Here is a 25,110-nt window from a genome sequence, read left to right as displayed (position 1 = left end):
GGGGGCCATTGGCGACCGACGACAACGCGGCGAGGTGCGTGCCCCGGCGTCGCCCCGCAGACGCGAGTTTGAAGACAGGCCCTAGCGCCGCACCGCACCGCCGAGGGCCTGTCCGCTCCGCCGGACAGGCCCTTCGCGTACCCGACCGGGTGGGTGCGGCCCACCCGGTCTCGTCGCCGGGTGCGCCCGGGCGTACCGTGAGGAGGCCGCGCGGCCAGGCGCGCGGGTGCGCGACGAGGGCGGTAGGACACATGGGCAAGAGCGCCGACGACGGGCAGGTCTTCCGGATCACGGGGGCGCGCAGCAGCCTCACCGAGGACGTCCGGGGACGCCAGCGCCGCTACGTCATCTCGATGCTGCTCCGCACGGTCTGCGTGCTGCTCGCGGTGGTGCTGTGGGACGTCCAGCGCTGGCTGGCGTTCGCGGCGCTGGCGGGCGCCGTCCTGCTGCCGTACTTCGCGGTGCTGATCGCCAACGCGGGCCGGGAGCGGGCCCCGGGGCTGCCGAGCACCTTCGACATCCCGCTGGACACCCCGCTGATGCTCGGCCCCGGTGGGACGGGTGGGGCTGGTGCGAAGGCTGGTACAGGAGAGGCAAAGGCCGTTCCCACCGATCCTTCACAGGACGTGGACTGACCGTCCGTTTCATGCCGCTTCACCCCCGTCCGGCTCAGCGAAAGCTCAAAAGAAGCTCAGATTAATCATGCAAGACCTCCCCATCCGAGGGTCTTGGCGTGACATACTGCGTACGCGCTCCGCATCCCCCGTCGGAGCGACGGACCGACGCCGGGCGGCTCCCCCCGTGGCTGCCCGGCGTCGCCATGCCCGGATCCGGTCGGCCCGGACGGGCGTGACAGACTGGCGGTGCAGACCCACCCGCCAATCGCTGAGGACGGCCCGATGGACACCCCGCAGACGCCGATCTGCTCCGCCAAGGGCTGCCGGACGGACGCCGGCTGGGTGCTGGTGTGGAACAACCCCAAGCTGCACACCCCGGACCGCCGCAAGACCTGGCTCGCCTGCGACGGGCACCGCGAGCACCTGTCCCAGTTCCTCTCGGTGCGCGGCTTCCTCAAGGAGGTCGTCGCCTTCGCCGACTGGACCCCCGAGCCCGCCGAGGGCTCCGGGAAGCCGGCCTAGCGCCTGCCCGACCGGCTCAACCGGCCCAACCCGCTCGGCCCGCTCAGCCGCCGATCGCGGACATCGGCCGCTCGGGCTGGAGGAACTCCGGGTCGTCGATCCCGGCCCCGGCCTTCTTGCCCCACATCGCCGCCCGCCACAGCGCGGCCAGTTCGGCGTCGTCCGCGCCGGAGCGCAGCGCGGTGCGCAGGTCGGTCTCGCCGGTCGCGAACAGGCAGTTGCGCACCTGGCCGTCGGCGGTCAGCCGGGTGCGGTCGCAGGCCCGGCAGAACGGCCGGGTGACCGAGGCGATCACGCCCACCCAGCCCGGGCCGCCGTCCACCAGCCAGCGCTCGGCGGGTGCCGCGCCCCGGCTCGCGGACGGCTCCGGGGTGAGCGTGAAGCGGGTGCGCAGCAGGTCCAGGATCTCCGTCGCGGTGACCATCGACGTACGGTCCCAGCCGTGCTGGGCGTCCAGCGGCATCTGCTCGATGAAGCGCAGCTCGTAGCCCCGCTCCAGGCACCAGGCCAGCAGGTCGGCCGCCTCGTGGTCGTTGACCCCGCGCATCAGCACCGCGTTCAGCTTCACCGGTGCCAGCCCGGCGGCCTCGGCGGCGGCCAGCCCGTCCAGGACGTCCTGGTGGCGGTGGCGGCGGGTGAGGGTGTGGAACACCTCGGGGTCGAGGGTGTCCAGCGAGACGTTGACCCGGTCGAGGCCGGCCTCGCGCAGCGCCGTCGCGGTGCGGGCCAGTCCGATGCCGTTGGTGGTCAGCGAGAGCTCCGGGCGCGGCTCCAGCTCCGAGCAGGCGGCGACGACGGCGACCAGTCCGGGACGCAGCAGCGGCTCGCCGCCGGTGAAGCGGACCTCGCGCACGCCCAGGTCGCGCACGGCCACGGTGACCAGCCGGACGATCTCCTCGTCGGTCAGCAGCTCGGGCTTGGCCAGCCACCGCAGGCCCTCCTCGGGCATGCAGTAGGTGCAGCGCAGGTTGCAGCGGTCCGTGAGGGAGACCCTCAGGTCGACGGCCTGGCGTCCGAAGGTGTCGAGCAGCACGTTCGTCCTTCCCCGAGATGCGGCCGGCCCGGCCACCGTCACGGCGGGCCGGGCCAGCATAGTCATCGCGGGACGATCAGTGGGCGCCCAGCCCGGTCAGCGAGCGGACCTCCAGTTCAGCGTACTTCGCCGCGTCGGGGCGTTCCCTGGACAGCAGCGTGCCGAGCCAGCCGGCCAGGAAGCCGACCGGGATGGAGACCAGGCCGGGGTTCTCCAGCGGGAACCAGTGGAAGTCGGAGTGCGGGAAGAGCGAGGTCTTCGCGCCGGAGACCACCGGGGAGAAGACCACCAGCGTCACCGAGGTGAGCAGTCCGGCGTAGACCGAGCTGACCGCGCCGACGGTGGTGAAGCGCTTCCAGAACAGCGAGTAGAGCAGGGTGGGCAGGTTCGCCGAGGCGGCGACGGCGAAGGCCAGCGCGACCAGGGCGGCGGTGTTGAGCTTGTCCGCGAAGAGGCTGAGCACGATCGCCACCGCCCCGATCGCGACCGCGGCCCACTTCGCCGACCGCACCTCCTCCCTCTCGCTCGCCTTCCCGCGCCGGATCACGTTGGCGTAGAGGTCGTGGGCGAAGGAGGCCGAGGAGGCGAGCGTGAGCCCGGCGACCACGGCCAGGATGGTGGCGAAGGCGACCGCCGAGATCACCGCGAGCAGGATCGCGCCGCCGGTGCTCCCGGCGCCCCCGCCGAGCGCCTCGGCCAGCTGCGGGGCCGCGGTGTTGCCCGCCGCGTTCGCCGCCTTGATCGCCTTGGAGCCGACCAGCGCGGCCGCGCCGAAGCCGAGCGCCAGGGTCATCAGGTAGAAGACGCCGATGATGCCGATCGCCCAGAGCACCGACTTCCGGGCCGCCTTGGCGGTGGGCACGGTGTAGAAGCGGACCAGGATGTGCGGCAGGCCGGCGGTGCCGAGCACCAGCGCGATGCCGAGGCTGATGAAGTCGAGCTTGGCGGTGCCGCTGCCGTACTTCTGCCCCGGTTGGAGGAAGGCCTCGCCCTTGCCGCTCGCGCTCGCCGCCGCGCCGAGCAGTTCGGAGGGGTTGAAGTGGTACTTGGCCAGCACCAGGACGGTCATCAGCGCGGCGCCGGCGATCAGCAGCACCGCCTTGACGATCTGCACCCAGGTGGTGCCCTTCATCCCTCCTATCACCACGTAGACGATCATCAGCGCGCCGACCCCGACGATGGTCCAGCGCTTGGCGGCGCCCCCCTCGGCCCCCAGCAGCAGGGCCACCAGGGTGCCGGCGCCGACCATCTGGGCGAGCAGGTAGAAGATCGACACCACGATGGTGGAGACGCCCGCCGCGGTGCGCACCGGGCGCTGGCGCATCCGGAACGCGAGCACGTCCGCCATCGTGAAGCGGCCGGAGTTGCGCAGCGGTTCGGCGATCAGCAGCAGGGCGACCAGCCAGGCGACCAGGAAGCCGATCGAGTAGAGGAAGCCGTCGTAGCCGCTGAGCGCGATGGTCCCGGCGATGCCGAGGAAGGAGGCGGCGGACATGTAGTCGCCGGAGATGGCCAGGCCGTTCTGGAAGCCGGTGAAGCCGCGGCCGCCGGCGTAGAAGTCGGAGGCGCTCCTGGTCTGCCGCCCGGCCCAGACGGTGATGCCGAGGGTGGCGAGGACGAACACGCCGAACAGGGCCATCGTCAGGCCGCGGTGCTCGGTGGCGGAGCTGGCGAGCAGGCTCATTCGGCGGACTCCCGGGGAGCGTGGACGACGGCGCCGTGCGCCTCGCGGATCGCCGCGGCTGGCGGGTCGATCCGCCGGTCCGCGTAGCGGGCGTACCAGGCGGCGATGGCGAAGGTGGTCACGAACTGCAGCAGCCCGAGGACCAGGGCCACGTTGACGTGCCCGAGGACCTTGGTGCGCATCAGTCCCGGGGCGTAGCAGGAGAGCAGGACGTAGAACAGGTACCAGAGCACGAAGCCGATGGTGACCGGGAAGGCGAAGCTCCGGAACGAGCGCCGCAGCGTACGGAACTCCTCGCTGTCGTCGATGAGTTGGGCTTCCGTGGCGGCGGTGGTGGTGAGCGGCGGCGAATCCACGCTGTCTCACTCCTTCGGCGTATTTGTCACACGGGGGGAACGATCGAACGTGAGGGGCGTCACATGTCTGGTGTGCGCCGCGCAATGCTAGGAGCGTCCTGCCCGCCCCGGAAGGGGTTGACCGCGATCAGTCGACCGTTCACCCCCTCGCACCATCCGATTGGCCGAAAAACAGCCCATCCCAGCGACCGCACCGCCCACGATCGGCCCCCGGAACCTCCTCGGAGAACGGCTCCGGCCCGTGCCGCACCCCGAACGGGGCGGCACGGGCCGGAGCCGGGAGGCCGACGCCTCAGAAGGCGATCCGCACCTTCAGGGCCGAGCGGTCGTCCATCGCGCGGTAGCCGTCCGGCACGCCGTCCAGGCCGACGGTCCGGTCGAAGACCAGGCCCGGCTCGATGGCGCCCGAGAGGACGTCCGGCAGCAGCTCGGGGATGTACGCGCGGGCCGGGGCGACGCCGCCGTTCAGCGAAACGTTCCGGCCGAACATCTGACCGATGTCGACGCCCGCGCTGCCGCCGTGCGGCACCCCGACGTAGCCCACCGCGCCGCCGTCCCGGGCTATCGAGACGGCCGTCCGCATCGACTCCTCGGTGCCGACCGCCTCCAGCACCGCGTGCGCGCCCTGCCCGCCGGTCAGCTCCTTCACCGCCTCGACCGCGGCCTCGCCGCGCTCCGCCACCACGTCCGTCGCACCGAAGCGGCGGGCCAGCTCGGTGCGGGCCGTGTGCCGGCCCAGCGCGATGATCCGGCCCGCGCCCAGCCGGTGCGCCGCCAGGACGCCGCACAGGCCCACCGCGCCGTCGCCGACCACCGCGACCGTCGCCCCGGGCCGTACCCGCGCCGAGACCGCCGCGTGGTGCCCGGTGGACATCACGTCGGACAGCGCCAGCAGCCCGGGCAGCAGCTTCTCGTCGCCCGCCGCCTCCTTCGGCAGCTTCACCAGCGTCCCGTCCGCGAACGGCACCCGCACCGCCTCGCCCTGGCCGCCGTCCGAACCGACCTGCCCCCAGAACCCGCCGTGCGGGCAGGAGGTCTGGAGGCCTTCGAGACAGAAGTCACACACGCCGTCCGACCAGACGAACGGCGCCACCACGAAGTCGCCCTTGGCGAAGCCGCGCACCTCGGCGCCGACCTCCTCGACCACGCCGAGGAACTCGTGCCCGATCCGCTGCCCGGCCACCCGCTGCGCGACCCCGCGGTACGCCCACAGGTCGCTGCCGCAGATACAGGCGTTCACCACCCGGAGCACCACGTCCGTCGGGTACTGGATCACCGGGTCCGGGACTTCTTCGATCCGGATGTCGTTGGGGCCGTGAATCACGGTGGCACGCATGCGCTGTTCCTTAGCTGAACGGTCTCGACCAGGTGTACGACACCCCCGCTGACCACTCTATTCCGGCCGGTCGGTCGGAACATTCCGGCCGGAGCCCCCCGCCCGGCCCCTTATCCTGTTGGACCATGCAACCGATCCAGCCCGAGACGTACGGAGCGCCGCGGACCGCCCCGGTCCCCGCGCAGCGCTCCGCCGCCCCCGCCGGGGGCTTCGCGGTCGTCGACGTCGAGACCACCGGTCTCGGCCGCTCGGACCGCGTCATCTCGGCGGGCGTCTACCAGCTGGACCCGGACGGCGAGGTCGTCGACCACTGGTACACCCTGGTCAACCCCGAGCGGGACCCCGGCCCGGTCTGGATCCACGGCCTCACCGCCGAGCTGCTCGCCACCGCCCCGACCTTCCCGCAGATCGCCGAGGAGTTCGCCGCGCGCCTGCACGACCGCGTCCTGGTCGCGCACAACGCGCTCTTCGACTGGAACATGATCTCCCGCGAGTTCTCCCGGGCCGGCCTGCGCGCCCCGGTCGAGCAGCGGCTGTGCACCATGGTCCTCTCCCGCGACCTGCGCCTGCCGCTGCCCAACGGCAAGCTGTCCTCGCTCGCCGCCCACTTCGGCGTCCGGCAGCGCCACGCCCACAACGCCCTGGACGACGCCCGGGTGCTCGCCGAGGCCTTCCGCCCCAGCCTGCACCTCGCCCGCGACGGCGGCGTGCCGCTGCCGCTGCAGAACTGCGTCGCGGTCACCGACCTCGGCGAGGAGGAGCCCGCCGCCCCCGGCCGCGGCAACTGGACCGGCGCCTCGTACCGCCAGGCCAAGAAGCGCCCGCCCTGCCCGTACCCCAACCCGGGGCGCTGGCAGGACGGCAAGCCGCTGGTCCAGGGCATGCGGGTGGCCATCACCGGCGACACCGCCACCGACCGCGAGGTCCTGGAGGACCGCGCGGTCGAGGCCGGCCTGCACATCGCCACCTCGGTGAGCCGCCTCACCAGCCTGCTGGTCACCAACGAGCCGGACAGCTGGAGCGGCAAGGCCCGCAAGGCCCGCGAGGTCGGCACCCCCGTCGTCGGCGAGGACGCCTTCCTCCAACTGCTGCGCGAGGTCGCCCCGCACCCCGGTGCGTGAGCCCGTTGTGAGGTCGGCGTACCGTTCCCATGTGTACCGTTTTCTGCTGACCCGACAGTGGCTGATCACCATGCTGGTCGCGCTGCTGCTGATCCCCGCGACGATCAAGCTGGGCTTCTGGCAGCTTCACCGCCACGAGGCACGGGTGGCCCGGAACGAGCTGATCGGCCAGGCCCTCACGGCCGCGCCGGTCCCCTTCGACACCCTGTCGCCGACCCCCGGCTTCGCGGTCCCCAAGGACCTCACCTGGCGCACGGTGACCGCCACCGGACAGTACGACCCGGCACACGAGTTCGTGGTCCGCAAGCGGACCGACTCCAGCGGGACCATCGGCTACTTCGTCGTGACCCCGTTCCGGCTCGCCGACGGCAAGGGCACCCTCCTGGTCAACCGCGGCTGGGTCGCCTCCGGCAACGGCGCCACCGAGTACCCGCCCGTCCCGGCCACCCCGGCCGGCGAGGTCGCCCTCACCGGCCGCCTGCGCGCCGAGGAGACCTACGGCGCCAGCGGCATCAAGGACCGCACCGGCCTGCCCGACCGCCAGTTCAACCTGATCAACACCGACGAGCAGGCCAAGCGGACCGGCGCCCCCCTCCTGGGCGGCTACCTCGAACTCGCCGGCACCACCCCGGCCCCGGCCGACCAGCCCCAGCTGGTCCCCGAGCCCAACCACTCCGACATCGGCCCGCACATGGCCTACGCCATCCAGTGGTGGCTGTTCACCGCGATGATCCCGGTCGGCGTCTGGGTCCTCGCCCGCCGCGAGGCCAAGGACCGCGCCAAGCAGGCCGCCGAGGCCGAGGTCGCGCTCGACGCCGTCCCCGCCTAGAGGACGTCCTCCAGCTCCCGCAGCAACCGCGCCTTCGCCCGCGCCCCCACCACCGACCGCACCGGCTGCCCGCCCCGGAACACCATCAGCGTCGGCATCGACAGCACCCCGTACGCCGCCTGGGTCCGCGGGTTGTGGTCCACGTCCAGGCTCACCACCCGCACCCGGTGCGCCTCCTCCCGCGCGATGTCCGCCAGCACCGGCGCCATCATCCGGCAGGGCGGGCACCAGTCCGCCGTGAAGTCCACCAGCACCGGCCCTTCGGCCGCCAGCACCTCCGCGGCGAACGTCTCGTCCGTCACCGCCGGCACACCCGCGATCTCCACCACCGTCTACTCCTTCGCCAGTTCACAATGGGGCGGTTCCTCGACGGCGGCCAGCTCGTCCCGCGCCCGTACGGCCCGGTCGAACTGCCCCGCCACCTGCGCCCTTACGTCCTGGAGCCGGGCGATGCACTCGTCCAGCTCCCCCAGCTTCCGCCGGTACACCTCCAGCGAGGCCGGACACGAGTCCCCCTCCGGGTGCCCCGCCCGCAGGCACTCCACGAACGGCCTGGTCTCCTCCAGCCCGAACCCGAAGTCCTGCAGCATCCGGATCTCGCGCAGCAGCCTGAGGTCCGCCTCGTCGTACGCCCGGTACCCGTTGCCCGCCCGCCGGGCCGGCAACAACCCCAACTGCTCGTAGTACCGCAACGCCCGCGTGGTCGTCCCCGCCCGCTCCGCCAACTCCCCGATCCGCATGCCGAACCACTCCTCCCGCACTTCCGACGACGACCGTAAACCTTCCCCCCGGCGTCAACGCCAGCCCCCTCGACCCGCTCCCCACCCTCCACACCGGGCACTATGTCCCCATGGATCTCGGACTGAAGGACAAGGCCTACATCGTCACCGGCGCCACCCGGGGCCTCGGCCTCGCGAGCGCCCGCGAACTCGTCGCCGACGGCGCCCGCGTGCTCGTCAGCGGCCGCACCCGGCAAGCCGTCGACACCGCCGTCGCCGGGCTCGAGACCCTCGGCACCGCCCACGGTCTCGTCGCCGACAACGCCGACCCCGACACCCCCGAGCGCCTCATCGCCGAGGCCCGGCACCGCTTCGGCCGGCTCGACGGCATCCTGATCAGCGTCGGCGGCCCCCAGGCCGGCCCCGTGGAGACCACCCCCGAGGAGGCCTGGCGGGACGCCTTCGAGTCCGTCTTCCTCGGCGCCCTGCGCCTCGCCCGCGCCACCGCCGCCGCGCTCCCCGACGGCGGGGTGATCGCCTTCGTGCTCTCCAGCTCGGTCCGCCAGCCGATCCCCGGCCTGGGCATCTCCAACGGTCTGCGCCCGGGTCTCGCCATGGCCGCCAAGGCCCTCGCCGACGAGCTCGGCCCCCGCGGCATCCGGGTGCTCGGCCTGCTCCCGGCCCGGATCGACACCGACCGGGTCCGCGAGCTCGACGGCCTCGCCGCCGACCCCGACGCGGCCCGCGCCCAGGCCACCGCCTCGATCCCGCTGGGCCGCTACGGCACCCCCGAGGAGTTCGGCAAGGTCGCCGCCTTCCTGCTCTCCCCCGCCGCCTCCTACCTGACCGGCATCATGGTCCCCGTCGACGGCGGCGCCCTCCGCGGCCTCTGAGCCCGACCCGCCTACTCCACCCGCGCCTGCCCGCGCCCCCGCCGACCGCGCCGCCCCCGCCCGGGCCGCGGCTCGGCGTGGGCCGCCTGGAGGACCCGGATCCGCAGGTCGGCCGGCAGCTCCGCCAGCCGCAGGCTCCCGCACGCGTCCGTCCGGGGCCCGTCCTCGAAGTGCTCCACCAGCGCGGCCGGATCCCCGCCCGGCCGCAGCCGCACCGCCCCGCGCAGCCTCGGGTGCCCCGGCGCCCGCACCAGCCGCACCCCGGCCCGTTCGACGTCCGGCAGCACCGCCGTCCCGTTCTCCAGCGCCTCCTCCAACGCCCGCGCGCCGACCCGCAGCCGCAGCCCGCTCACCCCCGGCGTCGGCACCGCGATGCTCGACAGCCCGCTGCGCCGCAGCTGCGCCACCAGCCACCACGCCATCCCCGCCACCAGGGCGGTCAGTCCGCCGATCACCGTCGGCCACCACCACGACGACGCCACCCACCGCCCCCGGGACCGCGCGCTCACCACCGGCTGGTCGGGTGAGGTGAGCGGCCACCACTGCGGCGGGTGGACGCCCAGCCGCCGGTACAGGTCGAGCCCGCCCGCCAGCACCAGCACCCCGGCCGCCAGCAGCACGGCCCCCACCACCCCCAGCACCACCCGGTTGACGACCGTCCTCCTCACCCGGCCGCCCCCTCGCCGCCGGCCGCCCCGGCCCCCGTCCCGGAACCGGTGGTCCCCGCCCCCGGGTCCTCCCCCACCACGCCCCCGGCCCCCCGCCCCGTCCGCACGTCCAGCCGCAGCGGCCGCCCCAGTCCCACCCGCTCCAGCTCGTCCCGCAACTGCCGCTGCACCAGCGCCGGGTCCGCCAGCCCCTCCAGCGAGATCCGGACCCGCCGCCGCCCGACCCGGATCCGCAGGCGGTCGATCCCGTCCAGGCCCGCCGCCCGGTCCGCCAGCAGGTGTCCGACCCCGGCCCGGTCGACGGCCGCGGTCGTCCCCCCGTAGGGCCGCAGCACGAGCCACCGTCGCAGCCCGGGCGCGACGGCGAGCCACAGCAGCCACCCGCCGAGCGCGGTCGCCGCTCCGGCCCCCACCAGCACCGCCAGGTCGTCGAGGTGGCGGGTCGCCAGCTCGTCCGCGATCTGCGCCCGCCACCGCCGCGCCGGCTGCCCCACCCGTACGGCGACCACGTCGTACAGCAGCGCCCCCGCCACCACCAGCACCGCCGTCGCCACCAGGGCCGCCGCGGCCGTACGGGGCGCCCGCAGCCGCCTGACCTTCTCCGGCCGGGCCCCCGGCACCGCCTCCGGCCCGGGCACCTCCTCGGTCACGAGGCGCCCCCCGTCACCAACTTCTCGACCACGACGACGACTTCCGACACCCTCGTCCCGGTCAGCCCCACCACCCGCTCCGCGATCCGCGTCCGAACGGCGCCGGCCAGCGCCGCGATGTCCGAGGGGAACGGCAGCTCGACCGCCACCCGGACCGTCACCGTGCTCCCCGGTACGGTCACCGAGACGTGCGGCGGCGCCCCCTTCGCCCGCCCGGCGGGCCAGGCCTCGGTCAGCACCTCCCGGACGGCCCGGGCCGCGATCCGCGCGTACACCCGGTCGGCGACCCGGAGCCGCCCCCGGCGCCCCGGCACGGAACCGGAACCAGAACCGGAACCCGGGCCGGGGCCCGGTACGGAACCCGACCCGGAGAGCGCGGCCGGAGCCGACGCGGGGCCCGCCATCAGCGGCGCCGGTCGCGGCCGCGGAGCAGGTCCCCGAGTTCGCCCAGCTCGATGTCGCCCTCCAGCAGGCGCCCGAGCACGAATCCGACCAGCCCGAGCGCGGCCACCAGCAGGAAGGCCGCGAACCCGCCGAAGTACCCGGCGAAGCCGAGGGCCATGCCCACCACCAGGCCGACGATGGCCAGGTTCATCCGCTACTCCCTCGTGTCCCGCTGCCTCGTCGGGTCCGCCGTCGGCCCGCCGCCGAACGCGCTACTTGAGCTTCGGCCGCTGCCCGGAGGGCGCCACCGGCTCCTCTTCCTCCTCGAACTCCGGTTCGTCCGGGAGGTGGACGTCGTTGACCGCGATGTTGACCTCGACGACCTCCAGGCCGGTCATCCGTTCCACCGCGTTGATGATGTTCTCCCGCACCTGGCGGGCGAGTTCGGGAATGACCACGCCGTACTCCACCACCAGGGCGATGTCGATCGCGGTCTGCTTCTCGCCGACCTCCGCCTTGATGCCCCGCCCGACGCTGGGCTTGCCGCCGGGCACCCGGTCCCGCATCGCGCCGAAGGTGCGGGCGAGCCCGGAGCCGAGCGCGTGGATCCCGGCGACCTCGCGGGCCGCCATCCCGGCGATCTTCTCCACCACGCCGACGGCCAGCGCGGTGCGGCCACGCTCCCCCACCGGCTTGGCACCGCCGCCGGCCCCCGGCGGACCGGGGTTCGGGGCGCTGCCGCTGCCGGTGTGCTTGGGCATGGTCGCGGGCGTCGGAGTGTCAGGCATGGGTGCTTCTCCCGTCGTACGGCACCAGCTATATCGCAAACCTCCCCAACTCTGGCATTTCGCCACGATCCCCGCCCGGCGAGCACCGGCGGCCCTCCCCCGGCACGGGAAAGGGCCCGGCCCGGGGGAATCCCCCCGGGCCGGGCCCCGCGTCATCACCGTGCGGTCAGTCGCCGATCCCGGCGAGCTCCCGCAGCCGACGGGCCTGCGCCGCCCGTTCGGCCGAACGCTGCTCGTCGAAGGAGCGCCCGGCGGCGCCCTGCAGCAGCGCCTTGGTCTCGATCACCGCGCCGCGCGGAGCGGCCAGCAGCGCCGCCGCGAGGTCCCGGGCGGCGGCGTCCAGCTCCTCGCCCGGCACCACCAGGTTGGCCAGTCCGATCGCGGCGGCCTCCTCGGCCCCCACCCAGCGGCCGGTCGCGCAGATCTCCAGCGCCCGCGCGTAGCCGACGAGTTCGGTGAGCGGCTTGGTGCCGGCCAGGTCCGGGACGAGGCCCAGCGAGGTCTCCTTCATCGCGAACCGGACGTCCTCGGCGACCACCCGCAGGTCGCAGCCGAGGGCCAGCTGGAAGCCCGCGCCGACGGCGTGGCCCTGGACCGTCGCGATGGAGACCAGGTCCGGACGGCGCCACCAGGTGAAGGCCTCCTGGTACGAGGCGATGGCGGCGTCCAGCTCCTGGTCGGAGGAGGCGGCGAGCTGGAGGAAGGTGGGCTCGCCCGGGATGCCCTCGGGGGTGAACATGGCCCGGTCCAGCCCGGCGGAGAAGGAGACCCCCTCCGCGCGCAGCAGCACCACCCGGACGCTGCCGGGAAGGTCGCACCCGGCGGCGGCGAGGGCGCGCCAGAGCGCCGGCGACTGGGCGTTGCGCCGCTTGGGTCGGCACAGGGTCACGACGGCGAGTTCACCGTGGATCTCCAGGCGGACGCCGTCCCGCTCCCAGCTCGGGGCCTGCGGGTCGGTGGCGGGAGCGGTCATGCGGGGAACCTCCGGTGGCGAGGGACGTGGCTACCGGAGAGTAACAAACCTCGACGCGCAAGGGCAGGGGCCCCGACCGGGAAGGATCGACGGGGCCCGGGGCACTCGGCGGGGGAACGAAGACGACGGTCCCGGGAGAAATGAACGGACTTCGGAAAACGGGGGACGGACGACACCCCGGACATGACGATCGGCGGCCGGTCCACACGACCCGAGGGCGGACGCCCGGCTGAATGGTCAACCGTCGTCTCCTCGGTCGGCGTCCTGCCGCCGCGTCATCCAGCCAATGGCTGACGAACCGTCAGGAACTGGCCCCGGCAGTCGCTTTGTTCTTGCCCCGCGTGGCACCGCCGCGGCCCCGGAGAATGACTCCGGATTCGCTCAGCATCCGGTGCACGAAGCCGTACGAACGACCGGTCTCCTCCGCGAGAGCGCGAATGCTCGCCCCGGAGTCGTACTTCTTCTTGAGATCGGCCGCGAGCTTCTCACGCGCGGCACCGGTCACCCGGCTGCCCTTTTTCAGAGTCTCGGCCACCCGTGCCTCCTCGTAGCGTTGCTCGGTCAGATTCCCATGATCACCCATCCACCGCGTCCTGGCCACCCATTCGACAAGGTCGATGTCGGAATTGCGTGGTCCACCGGTGGTGATCCGAGCGCAGCAGGGCGCTCACACAGAGTGCGCGCCCCCGGACTGATGCCGCCGTTTGCCGAAAAAGAGCTGATCAGCAGCGTCGGCCCGACCACGATCGAGTGGCGGGCCGACGGAAAGTCCTTAAACGGAATCCAGGTCTACTTCATTCCCGGACACGCCGAAAGGACTAGATATTCTCATCCAAAAAGCGGATCTCGCGTCTACTTCCGGTCAGGCCAGCGAGACCAGATCGGCGTAGCCCGGGTTCCACAGGTCCTCCACGCCGTCCGGCAGCAGGATGATCCGCTCCGGGTCGAGCGCCTCGACCGCGCCCTCGTCGTGGGTGACCAGCACGACGGCGCCGGAGAACTCGCGCAGCGCGCCCAGGATCTCCTCGCGGCTGGCCGGGTCGAGGTTGTTGGTGGGCTCGTCGAGCAGCAGCACGTTGGCGGAGGAGACCACCAGGGTGGCCAGCGCCAGACGGGTCTTCTCACCACCGGAGAGCACCCCGGCCGGCTTGTCCACGTCGTCCCCGGAGAACAGGAAGGAGCCGAGGATCTTGCGGATCTGCACCAGGTCCGTGTCCGGCGCGGCCGAGCGCATGTTCTCCAGGACGCTGCGGTCCGGGTCGAGCGTCTCGTGCTCCTGGGCGTAGTAGCCGATCTTCAGGCCGTGGCCCGGGATCACCTCGCCGGTGTCCGGCGCCTCCACCCCGGCCAGCATCCGCAGCAGGGTGGTCTTGCCGGCACCGTTGAAGCCCAGCACGACGACCCGGGAGCCCCGGTCGATCGCCAGGTCGACGTCGGTGAAGATCTCCAGCGAGCCGTAGGACTTGGACAGGCCGCTGGCGGTCAGCGGGGTCTTGCCGCAGGGGGCCGGGTCGGGGAAGCGCAGCTTGGCGACCTTGTCGTTCACCCGGACCTGCTCCAGGCCGGAGAGCAGCTTGTCGGCGCGGCGGGCCATGTTCTGCGCGGCCACCGTCTTGGTCGCCTTGGCGCGCATCTTGTCGGCCTGCGCGTTCAGGGTCGCGGCCTTCTTCTCGGCGTTGGCCCGCTCGCGCTTGCGGCGCTTCTCGTCGTCCTCGCGCTGCTGCTGGTACTGCTTCCAGCCCATGTTGTAGACGTCGATGGCGGAGCGGTTGGCGTCCAGGTAGAAGACCTTGTTGACGACCGTCTCGACCAGGTCGACGTCGTGCGAGATGACGATGAAGCCGCCCTTGTACGTCTTCAGGAAGTCCCGCAGCCAGACGATCGAGTCCGCGTCCAGGTGGTTGGTGGGCTCGTCGAGCAGCAGCACGTCGGAGTCCGAGAAGAGGATCCGGGCGAGCTCGACGCGGCGGCGCTGACCACCGGAGAGGGTGTGCAGCGGCTGGGCTAGGATGCGGTCCGGCAGGCCCAGCGCGGCGGCGATGGTGGCGGCCTCGGCCTCGGCGGCGTACCCGCCCTTGGTGAGGAACTCGGTCTCCAGCCGGGCGTACTTCTTCATCGCGTTGTCCCGGGTGGCGCCCTGGCCGTTGGCCATCCGGTCCTCGTTCTCGCGCATCTTCTTCAGCACGGTGTCGAGGCCGCGGGCGGACAGGATGCGGTCCTTGGCGAGGACGTCCAGGTCGCCGGTGCGCGGGTCCTGCGGGAGGTAGCCGACCTCGCCCGAACGGGTGACGGTTCCGGCGGCCGGCAGGCCCTCGCCGGCCAGCACCTTGGTGAGCGTCGTCTTGCCGGCGCCGTTGCGGCCGACCAGGCCGATCCGGTCACCGGCGGCGACCTTGAAGCTCGCGGACTCGATCAGGATCCGGGCACCGGCACGCAGTTCGAGGGCGTTGGCGGAAATCATGGCTGGGGACTACTCCTGGGACGTGGGCGGGCGGCCGGGTGCGACGGACCCGGGGCCGGGTTGGCATGAGGGGGGCTTCATCGGCGGTCGGCGCGGCCCTCGCGGCGCCGCCGCCCGCTATTGCCCGGAGAAGATAGCCATGACGGCAAGTCTACCGGGCCCCGTACCGCCCCCGGGGAAGTACCGCCCAGGGGTATCCACCGGCCGGCCGGCCCACCGACCGGGGGCCGTCCCGGCTACTGGGGCTGCCCGGCCGGCTGGTCTCCAGCGGGGGCTCCGGCGGCCGCCGGAGCGTCCGGGGTCGGGTTCCCGGCCGGGTCCTGGCCGGCGGCCGGGTCCGCCGCGCAGCCGCCCTGCGGCCGGACCGCCGCGAACGGCGCCCCCACACTGCCGCAGGCCGTCTCGGGCGCGGCCGCCTTGGTGTCGAACACCCGGGGCGGGACGACCGGGCCGTCGGTGATCTCCACCCGGCTGCGGTCCAGCACCTTGACCGTGGCCGTCGGGCCGGTGCTCGTCGACCAGCCGTTGCTGTCCAGCCGGTAGCCGGTGATGCCGCCGGAGACGGCCTGCCCGCCGCCGTTGGTGCAGGTACGCGGGATCAGCACGGCGTAGTCGGTGTGGACGGCGCGCAGCGGGTCGTAGACGCAGCCGCCGGAGGGCTTGTCGTTGTAGCGCAGGTCGCCGTCGGCGTCGCGCAGGCCCATGGTGAGGTTCGGGGTGACCAGGGCCAGCCAGGGCGAGCCGTCCCGCTGGACGGTGTGCAGCGCGGCCGCGGCCCGCTGCTTGGCGAGCGCCTTGCGCTGGGCGTCGGTCCGCTTGTCGGCGCCGGGCTCGCCGTCGCCGTGCAGCCAGTCGGCCAGGCCGGGCACCACCCGGTGCCAGCGCACCTCGTGGTCGCCGGGGCGCACCGAGGTGACCATGCCGTCGTCCCAGACCACGATCGCGTTGTCGCCGGCCATGGCCAGGTAGAGCGCCTCGACGCCCTCGCGGCGGTAGGACCAGGCCTGCTCGCCGGTCTGCTGGTGGAAGGCCTCCAGGCCCGGGCCCACCCGCAGGTCGAGGTCGGCCGAGCCGAGCGACTCGGAGTTCACCGGCGTCGCCCCCGCGTCGCCCGGTCCCGCGACCCGGTCGCCGAACGGCACCGGCTTGTTCGCGTGCGCCGCCGCCCCGGCCGCAAGGACCAGCACCACCGCCGAGGCAGGCAGGATCGAGCGGGGGGTCAGTACACGCAGAGGCTTCCAGGACACGGCCGGAGCGTACCTTTCACCGGGTACGCGAGTCAGCCCGGTTCCGCCGCCGCCGGGCCCCGCCGGGCGTCCGCCGGGCCCCGCGCGCCCTCCCCACGCGCCCGCCCGCCCACCTGCGCCGTCGGGGCCGTGGCCGCTCCGCCGGGTCCGCCGGAGCGGGCCGGACGGGCCCGGCCGGACCGTTACAGATCTGATACCTGAGCACCGGCCGCCGGCCGTTGCGGCAGACGGCGTTCGAATGGCGCCCACTTTAGGGTGACATTCGGCTTTTTCGTCCCCCTTCGGGCCTACTGTCGGCCAGCGGGGCGTCACGGTCCGTCCACGCCGAGACCGTGCGCCCCGCCCACGCGACGTCCGGAGGAGAGCACCATGCGAATCGGCCGCCTGACGCTGGCCGCCGCCACCCTGCTGCTGATGGCCACGGCCAGCGTCCCGGCGGGGACGCCGTTCAGCCAGACCGAACGGCACACCCTCTCCTCGGACGCCGTCGAGCCGCGCGGCGCGGCCCCCCGCCCTCCGGTCCAGCGGCCGAACCACGAGCCGCCGTTCGGCGCCTTCGTCGGCTCCTGGGACAACCACATCCCGCAGATCCGCCAGTACGCGCAGTGGCTCGGCGACGCGAACATGCAGGTCGGCCACACCTATCTGGCGGGCAACGACTGGAGCGACATCGAGGGCGAGGCGATGGTGCTCGGCCTCTGGTCGCAGTGGCGGCAGGCCGACCCGTCCCGGCTGCTGGTGCTCGGCGTGCCGATGCTGGTGCCCAACGAGGCGAACGTGCCGGACGGCGAGGTCGCCAGGCTGCTCGCCCAGGGGGAGCGCGGGGACTTCGACGCGCACTTCCTCAAGCTCGCGCGCCGGCTGGTCGCGCTGGGCGGCGCGGACACCGTGCTCACGCTCGGCTGGGAGATGAACGGCACCACCTACACCCACCGCTGCAAGCCCGACCCGTCCGCGTGGAAGGCGTACTGGCGGCGGATCGTCGGGGTGATGCGCTCGGTGCCCGGCCAGCGCTTCCGCTTCGACTTCGCCCCCAGCCGGGGCCTGGACGCCGTCCCGTGGACCAAGTGCTACCCCGGCGACGACGTGGTCGACATCATCGGCATGGACAGCTACGACCAGCCCGCCGGCGGCACCTTCGACGACTACGTGCGCGAGCCGTACGGCCTCCAGGACCAGGTGGAGTTCGCCGCCAAGCGCGGCAAGCCGGTCTCCTACCCGGAGTGGGGGCTGTTCCGCAACGGCGACAACCCCGAGTACGTGCGCCGGATGGTCGACTGGATCCGCACCCACGACACCGCCTACCAGACCGTCACCGACTACTGTCCGCACGGCTTCTTCGAGTGCGACCGCAATCCCCGCTCGGCGACGACGTTCAAGCAGCTGATGTCCGGTTCGAAGGGGGCCCCGGTGCCGGAAGGGGTGGCGGCGCCGCCCACCGCCCCGGCACCGGCTCCGGAGGACCCGCCGGACGCGCCCGCCGTACCCGCCGCCCCCGCCGTACCCGGGGGTGGCGCCACCCCGAGCCGGGCGGCGAGCCCGTCGACCCGTCCGACGGCCCCCAAGCCGACGCACAAGCCGACGGGCGGCGCGCGGCACGCCCGGCACTGAGCGGTCAGCTGCGGCGGCGGGCCAGCAGCGCCTCCTTGAGGCGGGGGAAGCGGGTGCGCAGCTGGTGCGCCGCCGCCTGCCGGGCGCGCACCGCCCCGGCCCGGACGGCGGCCGCCGGTGCCGCCCCCGCCGGGCCGAGCAGCAGCCGCTGGTTGGCCAGCTGGTCCGGCCGCCAGCGCTGCTTGTACGGCTCCTGGCCGCGCAGCAGGCCGAGCAGCGGGACGCTGGCGCCGACCGTCTCGTCCAGCGCCGCGCTGAACAGCAGGCCGGCGATGTCCAGCCGCTCGCGAAGCACCGGGTGCGCACCGTACATGTACAGCCCGCCGAAGGACGGGCAGAGCAGCAGCAGGTTGACCGCGACCAGCTGGCCGTCCAGGTGGAACTGGTGGACGGCGGCCCGGCCGGCGGCGACCAGTCCGGTGCTGGACTCGGCCAGGTGCCGGGCGAACCGCTCGGTGCGGTGCTCGGGCGTGACGCCGCGCGCCTGCCACTGCAGGAAGTGCAGCCGCAGCATCGCGTCCAGCGCCTGCGGCACCTCCGCCACCGGGGTCGAGCGGACCTCCACCCCGGCCTCGGCGATCTTGCGGAGCTTCACCCGGCTGCGCTGGGCGGTCTTGCCGGGCACCCGCTTGAGCAGCCGGTCCATCGGGACGGCCGGCAGGTACTGGCAGAGCGAGTCCTGGTAGCGGCGGCGGCTGCCGCGCCAGTGCCCGTACACCCGGTGCACCGCCGCCTCGGGGTGCACCTCGCGCAGCTCCAGCCAGTGCCAGGGGCGGGTGAGCGGGAGCGCGGCGGCGAACTCGGCGGCGGCCCGGTCGGCGCACTCGTCGTCGAGCAGGACGTCGGTGTAGTCGACCAACCCGCCGCCGAGGCCGGTCAGGCCGCCGAGCGGCCCGCCGCGGCGCACGAAGGCGCCCGCGCCGACCAGCCGGCCGTCCCGGCGGACCAGCACCACGAGCAGGCCGCCGGGGCGGCCGTAGTGGCGCCACCAGGAGCGCTGCCAGTCGGCGGCCTGGAAGAAGGTGGCGGTCCGGCAGCGGGCGGCCAGGTCGTCCCACTCCTCGGCGAGGGCGTCCAGGGCGTCGTCCTCGCAGCGCAGCTCGGTGGTCCAGGCCGGCGCCGTCGCCTGGGCGGGCAGGCCGCCTCTGCGGGTCTCGGTGCTCATCGACCGCCCCCGACCGGGGCCTGCTCAGTGGTGGCCGGGGCCAGCGCCTCGGCCGGGGGCTGCTCCGCCGCCGGGGGCTCGGCGGCGGCCTGCGTGTCGGCCTTCGCGGCGGGCTTCCCGGCGGGCTTCTTCTCGGCCTTCTCCGGGGCCTTCACCGGGGCCTTCACGCTCTTGGTCCCGGCCTTGGGCTCGGCCTTGGGCTCGGCCTCGGTCTTGGGCGCGGCCTTGGGGCCGGCGTCGGGCTTGGGCTCGGTCCCGGCCCCGGCCGGCTCCTCGCGGCGCGGGCGCGGGGTCGCCGGGACGGCCACCGGCGCGGACGCGGTGGGGGCCTGCGGCACCCGCGCGGCCCGCGGCACCTGCGGCTCCTGCGGCGTCGCGGGGCTCTCGACGGCCTCCGGCGCCGCCGGGGCACCCCGGCGCCGGGTCATCATCACCAGCGCGCCCAGCAGCAGCCCGGTCGCGCCGCCGACCGCGACGTCCAGCTTCCCGGACGGCGTGGTCGGCCTGTCCGGCGCGGCGGCCGGGGAGAGCGTCACCAGCCGGACGTTGGTGTCCTTGCTGCTGGTGTTGGCGAAGGCGACCAGCGAGCGGGCCACCGCGTCGGCCGTCCGGGCGGCCTCCTGGGGGCGCTCCCCGGTCCCGGTGATCTCGATCATCGGGGCGTCCGGGGAGGTCGTCCCGTGCACCAGGGACTCCAGCTCGGACCGGGTGTGGCCGGTCTCGGCGGCTGCCACCCCGAGCACCTGCGGCTGCCCGGCCAGCCGGCCGTACGCCTGGGCGAAGTTGGTCGCGATCGCGGCCTCCCCGGGGTTCTGCGCGACCACGAGGACGTAGGCGTTCGCGGCGTACGACGGGGACGCGGCGACGGCGTACCCGGCGCCGACCGCGGCGCCCAGCGGAACCGCGAGCACCACCGGCCACCAGCGGCGGACCAGGCGGCGGGCGCTTCGGCGCGGTGTGGTCATGGGTGTTGCTCCTTGGGTCTGGTACGGCGGTTCCGGCGGTGGCGGGCGGTCAGACGCGGGCCAGCCGGTCGTAGAGGGCGCCCAGGTCGGCGGCGACCCGGACGATGTCGTAGTGGCCGACGGCCGGGGGGTGCGGCAGCGGGTCGGCGGTGTGCCCGCTGAGCGGCCGCAGGTCGCGCAGCGCGGCGGCGTAGGCGGCGGGCTCGGAGGGGACGCGGCGGGCCTGCGGGGCGGCCCTGGGCGGCAGTTCGTCGAGCGCCGGGCAGGCGCTGTAGCGCACCGGCAGCCCGGCCGCGAGGCCCTCCAGGACGCCGAGGCCGAAGGTCTCCGCGGTGGAGGGGGCGGCCAGCACGTCCAGGGCGGCCAGCAGTTCGGGGACGTCGTCGCGCTCCCCGGTGAGCACCAGCCGGTCCCGCACGCCGAGTTCGTCGGCCCGGCGCTCCAGCGCGGCGCGCTCCGGACCCTCGCCGACCAGCACCAGCCGGGTGGCCGGGTCGAGCTCGGCGAGCGCCTCGACCAGCACCTCGAAGCGCTTGCCGGGTACCAGCCGGCCCACCCCGCCGACCACCCAGCCCCCGTACGGCAGCCCGAGCTCGGCCCGCAGCCGGCGGCGGACGGCGGCCCGTTCGGCGGGCGGGAGGCGGTAGCGGGAGGTGTCGATGCCGTTCGGGATCAGCTCGATCCGGGCCGGTGGGACGCCCCAGGAGCGCAGCGTCTGGGCGACCTGGCGGGAGACCGCGACGGTGGTGCTGCCGAGCCGTTCGGCCGCCAGGTAGAGGCCCTTGACGCCCCGGGTGACCGGGCGGCCCTCGATCACCCCGGCGTGCAGCGAGTGCTCGGTGGAGACCACCGCGCGCACCCCGGCCAGCCGGGCGGCCGTCCGGCCGTACAGCTGGGCCCGGTACAGGTGGGTGTGCACCAGGTCGTAGCGGCCGGCCCGGACCAGCCGGACCAGCCGGGGCAGCGCGCCGAGGTCCCGGTTGCCGCGCATGCCGAGGTGGTGGACGGTGACGCCGTCGGCGCGCAGCGCCTCGGCGACCGTGCCGGGGTTGGTCAGGGCGAGCACCTCGCACTGCTGGTGCGCCGGCAGGTGCCGCAGCAGCAGGTGCAGTTGGCGCTCGGCGCCGCCGGCGGCCAGGCCGGTGACGATGTGCAGCACCCTCATGGCCGGGGCTCCCGGCGGGCGTGGCGCAGCCCGGTGACGGCGTCCCGCAACCGGTGCCGGCCCTGCTTGGCGCGCAGCCGCCAGGCGCCGTCGCGGTCGCCGACGTAGCAGCGGGGCAGGGCGAAGCGGCCGGTGAGCGGGGAGTGCGCGATGGCGCAGGCGTGGTCGTACCCGGCGTCGCGCACGGCCAGGGCGGCGGGCAGGTCGACGGCGCCGTACGGGTAGCAGAATCCGGTGACCGGGCCGCCGACGGCCTCCTCCAGCAGGCGCCGGCTCTCCCGGGCCTGGACGGCGAGGGCCTCGGGCGGCAGGCCGGGCAGCGCCCGGTGGCCGAGGCCGTGCGAGCCGATCTCCCAGCCGGCGCCGGCGAGCCCGGTGACCTCCTGGACGGTGAGCAGCCGCTTGCGCGGGCCCTCGGTGTCCCAGCCGTTGTCCCGGCCGAGCAGGTCGGCGACCACGTACGCGGTGGCGGTGAAGCCGTACGCCTGGAGGGTCGGCACCGCGTACCGGGCGATGTCGGCGTAGCCGTCGTCGAAGGTCAGGCCGACCAGCCTGTCGTCCCGGCCGAGGGCGTGGGCCCGCATCAGCTCGCGGACGGAGACGCCGCGCCGGCCGCTCCGGTACAGCCAGCCGATCTGTTCGGCGAACCGCTCGGGGCTGACGGTGAGCCGGTAGGGGTCCTCCTGCTCGACCGCCACCGAGTGGTACATCAGGATCCACGGCGAGGCGGAGCCGGGGACCGGCGGTGCGCCGAGCGGGTGGCGGCTCCTGGGCGGTCGTGCCCGGTCCGGCGGTGCGCTCTGGAGGCCCGCCCGGGCCGAACGGACGGTTCCCCGTTCATTGTCCATCGGGACGCTTCCCTTCTTCGGCGGCGGTTGGCGGGTTCCGGACGGGCCCCAGGGCCCGGGCGAGGGCGAGGACCGGGCCGCGCACCTCGCGGGCGCCGAGCCCGGTGCCGAGGGCCGCGAAGGCCAGCGCCACGGTGAGGCCCCCGAGGAGGGTCGACAGCAGGGGGTCGGCGGCCAGCCCGGCGGCGGCGGTGCCGAGCACGGTGGCCCCGGCGGCGGCGGCCACCAGCCGGCCGTGGCCGCCGAGCACCCGGTGCAGCCGCAGCGGGATGCCGCGCAGCACCAGGCCGTGCAGCAGCAGTGCGGCGGCGGCGGTGATCCCGGCCGCGTTGCCGGCGGCCAGCCCCAGGGCGCCGAAGCGGGGCGTGGCGAGCAGGCCGGTGGCGACGGTGACGCCGAGGCCGAGCACCATCGCGGCGGCCGGGTACCAGTCCAGCAGTCGGCGGCCGTCCTCGGCGCCCGGGTCGTCGGCCCGACGGACCACCGGGCGCAGCGAGAAGTACGGACGGACCATCACGCCGATCAGCGCCTGGGCGGGCAGGCCGAAGCTGTACACCCGGATGACGTCGGCGGTGGCGGCGGTGTCGTGCGGGCCGAAGGCGCCGCGCTCGAACAGCAGCGAGACCACCGAGGGGGCGCAGGCCATCAGGAAGGCGGTGCCGAACAGGACGACGGCCGCCGCCTGGCCAAGGTCCTTCTCCACCCGGTCGCGGGCGGCGGTGAGGTCCCCGGCGGCCAGCGCCCGGGCGACCAGCGGGAAGGTGACGGTGCAGATCAGCAGGCCCGCCGTCATGGCGAGCTGGGAGACCTTGGCGGCGTAGTTGAGGTGCGAGATGGTGCCGGGCGGCAGGGCCGAGCCGAGGTAGCGCTCGACGAAGACCTGGGACTGCCGGGTGAGCGTGAAGGCGGCCACCGGCAGCAGGGCGAGCGGCATCAGCACCAGGGCCCGGCGCGAGCGGCGGCCCCGGCCGGTGCCGGGCGGGCCCTGGCGCAGCCGGCGCAGGAACGGGCCGACCAGCAGACCGGCCATCAGCAGGCTGCCGCCCGCGACGCCGAGGGCGGCGGAGCGCACGCCGAGGTAGGAGTGGAGGCAGAGCAGGACGGCGAGGATGCCGAGGTTGTAGGCGACGTAGATGCCGGCCGGGGCGGTGAAGCGGTGGTGGGCGCGCAGCGCGGCGGCCAGGTAGCCGGCCACCCCGAAGGGCAGCACGGTGACCGCGGTGATCCGGGTGCAGGTGACGGCCAGGCCGGGGTCGGTGAGGCCGGGGGCGAGCAGGTCGACCAGTTCCGGGGCGCCCAGGGCGACGGCCAGGGCGAGGCCGCTGAGCGCGAGCAGCAGCCAGGGCAGGGTGGCGCGGACCAGTTGGCGGACCGGGTCGGGGGCGTCCGGGTCCTCCTCGCGCAGCACCAGGGCGAGGGCGAACGCGGGCACCATGAGGAAGGACATGGCGTCCTCGATCAGCAGCGGCGCGGCGGTCTCGGGGACGGTCCAGGCGACCAGGAAGGCGTCGGTGCCCTGGTTGGCGCCGAAGTAGCGGGCCAGCAGGAGGTCGCGCAGCAGGCCGAGGCCGGAGCCGGCGGCGCTGAGCACGGCGGTGATGCCGAAGGCCTTGGCGAGGAAGCCGCGCCGGGGGGCCGGGTGGGGCCCGGCGGACGGGTCCCCGCCGGGGGCGCCGCGGGGGGCGGGGAGGGGGGAGGCGACGGCGGCGGGCCGGTCGGTGGTCACCGGGCCGCTCCGGTGGTCGCCGGACCGGCGGCGGGGTGCCCGGGGTGCTGTGCGGCCGCGCGGGCGGCGAGGCCGAGGACGACGGAGGTCAGCACGGTGGTGGTGCCGCCGATGTCGGAGTACAGGAAGTCGACGAGGACCCAGGTGAGCAGGGCGAGGGCGGCGAGCCCGGGGCCGCGGCGGTGGCGCAGGCAGCCGATCAGCAGGGCGAGGAAGAGCGCGGCGTAGGCGGTGATGCCGATCAGGCCCTGCTCGCTGAGCACCAGGAAGTACATGTTGTGCGGGGAGAGCAGGGGTTCGCGCTGGAAGCCGATGGTGGCGTCGGCGGCGTCGCTGCCGGAGGACAGCCGCAGCGGGGCGTGGCTGTCGCGCAGTTGCTGGAAGGCCTTGGGGCCGGCGCCGTGCACGGGGTGGTCCTGCCAGATCCGTCCGGCGGTGGACCACAGGTCGTACCGGTCGGAGACGGACTGGTCGGGGGCGGCGGAGACGGAGCCGATCGAGCTGAGCCGCTTGGTGACGCCGGAGCCGCCGAGGCCGAGGCCGCCGACCAGGACGACCGCGGCGGCCAGGCCGAGGACGGCGCCGCGCAGCAGCAGCCGGGCGTCGACGCGCAGCAGCAGCACGGTGGCGGCGAGGCCGGTGGCGATCCAGCTGCCGCGGCTGAAGGAGACGGCCAGCGGGAAGGCGAGGAAGGCGGCGGCGGCGAACATCGCGCGGCGCAGCCGGGCGTTTCCCCCGGATCCCCGCTCCCTGAGGGCCAGGGCGAGGGCGGCGAGCAGGCCGAAGCTGACCACGCTGGACATCGCCATGATGTCGAGCGCGCCGAAGGTGCCGACGGCCCGGATCGGCTGGCCGGTGTAGGAGGCGCCGGTGTGGGTGAGGTACTGCTTCGCGCCGACCACGCCCTGGACCAGCGCGGCGAGGACGAAGGAGCCGAGCACCAGGCGCTGGTCGGTGCGGTCGCGCAGGGCGCAGAGGACGGCGGCGGGGACCAGGACGAACACCTGGGCGAGCCGGACGAAGCCGGTGACGCTGGCGGCCGGGTCGGTCGAGCCGAGGGTGGCGACGGCGGCGGCGACCACGATCCCGCCGAACAGCGCGCAGGTGGTGCGGCTGACCGCGGGCAGCCGCCCGCGCAGCAGGTTGAGCGCGGTGAGGGCGACCAGGGCCAGCGAGGCGAGGTCGGCGGCGGTGACGTGGACGGCGGCGGCGACGTCCTTCTCCCCGGTGGGCACGCAGACCAGCAGGACGGTGGCGGCGGCCAGCGGGCTGGTGCGCTCGGTGAGCGCGGGTAGGGCCGCCCGTAAGGCCGGGCGGGGGAAGGCGGAGAGGGTCAGGGCCACGAAGGG

At 74.5% G+C, this 25,110-nt stretch carries 27 protein-coding genes; 6 read left to right on the top strand and 21 right to left on the bottom strand.

Annotation, left to right across the window (positions count from 1 at the left end; genetic code table 11):
* The first annotated feature begins 251 nt into the window (after positions 1-251).
* Positions 252-635, top strand: a complete 384-nt coding sequence (locus ACLWS4_RS14035) for a DUF3099 domain-containing protein (protein WP_049653522.1) — start codon at positions 252-254, stop codon at positions 633-635.
* Positions 636-899: 264 nt separating this feature from the next.
* Positions 900-1,139: a hypothetical protein gene (locus ACLWS4_RS14030; RefSeq protein ID WP_049653520.1), complete on the top strand. Its 240-nt coding sequence runs from the start codon at positions 900-902 to the stop codon at positions 1,137-1,139.
* A 43-nt stretch (positions 1,140-1,182) separates the two neighbouring features.
* Here ACLWS4_RS14030 and moaA read toward each other — a convergent pair whose 3' ends face one another.
* The 4 genes from moaA to ACLWS4_RS14010 all read right to left on the bottom strand — a co-directional run bounded on the left by moaA (position 1,183) and on the right by ACLWS4_RS14010 (position 5,548).
* Positions 1,183-2,172: a GTP 3',8-cyclase MoaA gene (gene moaA, locus ACLWS4_RS14025; RefSeq protein ID WP_416874265.1), complete on the bottom strand. Its 990-nt coding sequence runs from the start codon at positions 2,170-2,172 to the stop codon at positions 1,183-1,185.
* Between the two features lie 76 nt (positions 2,173-2,248).
* Entirely contained in the window at positions 2,249-3,856 is a 1,608-nt protein-coding gene (locus ACLWS4_RS14020; RefSeq protein ID WP_416874260.1) for a cation acetate symporter, read from the bottom strand.
* Positions 3,853-4,212 carry a DUF485 domain-containing protein gene (locus ACLWS4_RS14015; protein ID WP_049653515.1) on the bottom strand — a complete coding sequence of 120 codons (360 nt, stop codon included), beginning with the start codon at positions 4,210-4,212 and terminating at the stop codon, positions 3,853-3,855. The genes ACLWS4_RS14020 and ACLWS4_RS14015 overlap by 4 nt, the downstream gene beginning before the upstream one ends.
* A 292-nt stretch (positions 4,213-4,504) precedes the next feature.
* A complete protein-coding gene (locus tag ACLWS4_RS14010) occupies positions 4,505-5,548 on the bottom strand; it encodes a zinc-dependent alcohol dehydrogenase family protein (protein ID WP_049653512.1) in 1,044 nt (347 codons plus the stop codon).
* Between the two features lie 125 nt (positions 5,549-5,673).
* Between ACLWS4_RS14010 and ACLWS4_RS14005 the strand changes: the two genes are divergently transcribed.
* Both ACLWS4_RS14005 and ACLWS4_RS14000 read left to right on the top strand, forming a co-directional pair.
* The gene (locus ACLWS4_RS14005) at positions 5,674-6,669 is read left to right on the top strand and encodes a DEDDh family exonuclease (RefSeq protein ID WP_074001603.1); all 996 of its coding nucleotides are present in this window, start codon (positions 5,674-5,676) and stop codon (positions 6,667-6,669) included.
* A 31-nt stretch (positions 6,670-6,700) separates the two neighbouring features.
* Positions 6,701-7,498 (top strand): SURF1 family protein, encoded by a 798-nt coding sequence (locus ACLWS4_RS14000; RefSeq protein WP_049653507.1) that lies wholly within the window; start codon positions 6,701-6,703, stop codon positions 7,496-7,498.
* Here the strand turns inward: ACLWS4_RS14000 and trxA are convergent.
* Both trxA and ACLWS4_RS13990 read right to left on the bottom strand, forming a co-directional pair.
* On the bottom strand, positions 7,495-7,827 hold the full coding sequence (gene trxA / locus ACLWS4_RS13995; protein WP_049653505.1) for a thioredoxin: 333 nt from the start codon (positions 7,825-7,827) through the stop codon (positions 7,495-7,497). The two genes, ACLWS4_RS14000 and trxA, sit on opposite strands and share 4 nt — an antisense overlap.
* Before the next feature lie 3 nt (positions 7,828-7,830).
* Positions 7,831-8,238: a MerR family transcriptional regulator gene (locus tag ACLWS4_RS13990; protein ID WP_049653502.1), complete on the bottom strand. Its 408-nt coding sequence runs from the start codon at positions 8,236-8,238 to the stop codon at positions 7,831-7,833.
* A gap of 110 nt (positions 8,239-8,348) precedes the next feature.
* Between ACLWS4_RS13990 and ACLWS4_RS13985 the strand changes: the two genes are divergently transcribed.
* Positions 8,349-9,110, top strand: coding sequence for an SDR family oxidoreductase (locus ACLWS4_RS13985; RefSeq protein WP_049653500.1), 762 nt, complete (start codon positions 8,349-8,351; stop codon positions 9,108-9,110).
* A gap of 11 nt (positions 9,111-9,121) precedes the next feature.
* Here the strand turns inward: ACLWS4_RS13985 and ACLWS4_RS13980 are convergent, their stop codons facing one another.
* From ACLWS4_RS13980 to ACLWS4_RS13940, 9 genes are all read right to left on the bottom strand, one after another.
* Positions 9,122-9,778 carry an alkaline shock response membrane anchor protein AmaP gene (locus tag ACLWS4_RS13980; protein WP_143204497.1) on the bottom strand — a complete coding sequence of 219 codons (657 nt, stop codon included), beginning with the start codon at positions 9,776-9,778 and terminating at the stop codon, positions 9,122-9,124.
* On the bottom strand, positions 9,775-10,428 hold the full coding sequence (locus tag ACLWS4_RS13975; RefSeq protein WP_416874259.1) for a DUF6286 domain-containing protein: 654 nt from the start codon (positions 10,426-10,428) through the stop codon (positions 9,775-9,777). Before ACLWS4_RS13975 ends, ACLWS4_RS13980 begins: the two co-directional genes overlap by 4 nt.
* A complete protein-coding gene (locus tag ACLWS4_RS13970; protein ID WP_241852790.1) occupies positions 10,425-10,742 on the bottom strand; it encodes a hypothetical protein in 318 nt (105 codons plus the stop codon). Before ACLWS4_RS13970 ends, ACLWS4_RS13975 begins: the two co-directional genes overlap by 4 nt.
* Positions 10,743-10,831: 89 nt before the next feature.
* Complete coding sequence (locus ACLWS4_RS13965; protein ID WP_049658455.1) at positions 10,832-11,023, bottom strand: hypothetical protein; 192 nt, start codon at positions 11,021-11,023, stop codon at positions 10,832-10,834.
* 61 nt (positions 11,024-11,084) lie between these two features.
* Positions 11,085-11,573, bottom strand: a complete 489-nt coding sequence (locus tag ACLWS4_RS13960; protein WP_074001607.1) for an Asp23/Gls24 family envelope stress response protein — start codon at positions 11,571-11,573, stop codon at positions 11,085-11,087.
* A gap of 193 nt (positions 11,574-11,766) precedes the next feature.
* Positions 11,767-12,573: an enoyl-CoA hydratase/isomerase family protein gene (locus ACLWS4_RS13955; protein ID WP_416874258.1), complete on the bottom strand. Its 807-nt coding sequence runs from the start codon at positions 12,571-12,573 to the stop codon at positions 11,767-11,769.
* Between the two features lie 301 nt (positions 12,574-12,874).
* On the bottom strand, positions 12,875-13,108 hold the full coding sequence (locus ACLWS4_RS13950; RefSeq protein WP_049658450.1) for a helix-turn-helix domain-containing protein: 234 nt from the start codon (positions 13,106-13,108) through the stop codon (positions 12,875-12,877).
* A gap of 327 nt (positions 13,109-13,435) precedes the next feature.
* The gene (locus tag ACLWS4_RS13945; protein ID WP_049658446.1) at positions 13,436-15,034 is read right to left on the bottom strand and encodes an ABC-F family ATP-binding cassette domain-containing protein; all 1,599 of its coding nucleotides are present in this window, start codon (positions 15,032-15,034) and stop codon (positions 13,436-13,438) included.
* A 236-nt stretch (positions 15,035-15,270) separates the two neighbouring features.
* Complete coding sequence (locus ACLWS4_RS13940) at positions 15,271-16,281, bottom strand: hypothetical protein (protein ID WP_416874257.1); 1,011 nt, start codon at positions 16,279-16,281, stop codon at positions 15,271-15,273.
* Positions 16,282-16,650: 369 nt separating this feature from the next.
* On the opposite strand from ACLWS4_RS13940, the gene ACLWS4_RS13935 reads away from it, so the two are divergent.
* Positions 16,651-17,892 (top strand): glycoside hydrolase family 26 protein, encoded by a 1,242-nt coding sequence (locus ACLWS4_RS13935; protein WP_416874256.1) that lies wholly within the window; start codon positions 16,651-16,653, stop codon positions 17,890-17,892.
* 4 nt (positions 17,893-17,896) lie between these two features.
* On the opposite strand, the gene ACLWS4_RS13930 is transcribed toward ACLWS4_RS13935, so the two are convergent.
* The 6 genes from ACLWS4_RS13930 to ACLWS4_RS13905 are packed head-to-tail and all read right to left on the bottom strand — an operon-like array spanning position 17,897 to position 25,104.
* Positions 17,897-19,057: a GNAT family N-acetyltransferase gene (locus tag ACLWS4_RS13930; protein ID WP_416874255.1), complete on the bottom strand. Its 1,161-nt coding sequence runs from the start codon at positions 19,055-19,057 to the stop codon at positions 17,897-17,899.
* On the bottom strand, positions 19,054-20,022 hold the full coding sequence (locus ACLWS4_RS13925) for a Wzz/FepE/Etk N-terminal domain-containing protein (RefSeq protein ID WP_416874254.1): 969 nt from the start codon (positions 20,020-20,022) through the stop codon (positions 19,054-19,056). Before ACLWS4_RS13925 ends, ACLWS4_RS13930 begins: the two co-directional genes overlap by 4 nt.
* A 49-nt stretch (positions 20,023-20,071) precedes the next feature.
* Positions 20,072-21,187: a glycosyltransferase gene (locus ACLWS4_RS13920; RefSeq protein ID WP_416874253.1), complete on the bottom strand. Its 1,116-nt coding sequence runs from the start codon at positions 21,185-21,187 to the stop codon at positions 20,072-20,074.
* Positions 21,184-22,035, bottom strand: coding sequence for a polysaccharide deacetylase family protein (locus ACLWS4_RS13915; RefSeq protein ID WP_079271934.1), 852 nt, complete (start codon positions 22,033-22,035; stop codon positions 21,184-21,186). Before ACLWS4_RS13915 ends, ACLWS4_RS13920 begins: the two co-directional genes overlap by 4 nt.
* Entirely contained in the window at positions 22,025-23,761 is a 1,737-nt protein-coding gene (locus ACLWS4_RS13910) for a lipid II flippase MurJ (protein WP_074001613.1), read from the bottom strand. The genes ACLWS4_RS13915 and ACLWS4_RS13910 overlap by 11 nt, the downstream gene beginning before the upstream one ends.
* Positions 23,758-25,104 (bottom strand): O-antigen ligase family protein, encoded by a 1,347-nt coding sequence (locus ACLWS4_RS13905; protein WP_416874252.1) that lies wholly within the window; start codon positions 25,102-25,104, stop codon positions 23,758-23,760. The genes ACLWS4_RS13910 and ACLWS4_RS13905 overlap by 4 nt, the downstream gene beginning before the upstream one ends.
* Between the last annotated feature and the right edge of the window lie 6 nt (positions 25,105-25,110).

The organism is Kitasatospora sp. SC0581 (assembly GCF_048159585.1).
Lineage (GTDB): Bacteria > Actinomycetota > Actinomycetes > Streptomycetales > Streptomycetaceae > Kitasatospora.
This window is presented reverse-complemented; position numbering and strand designations above follow the sequence as displayed.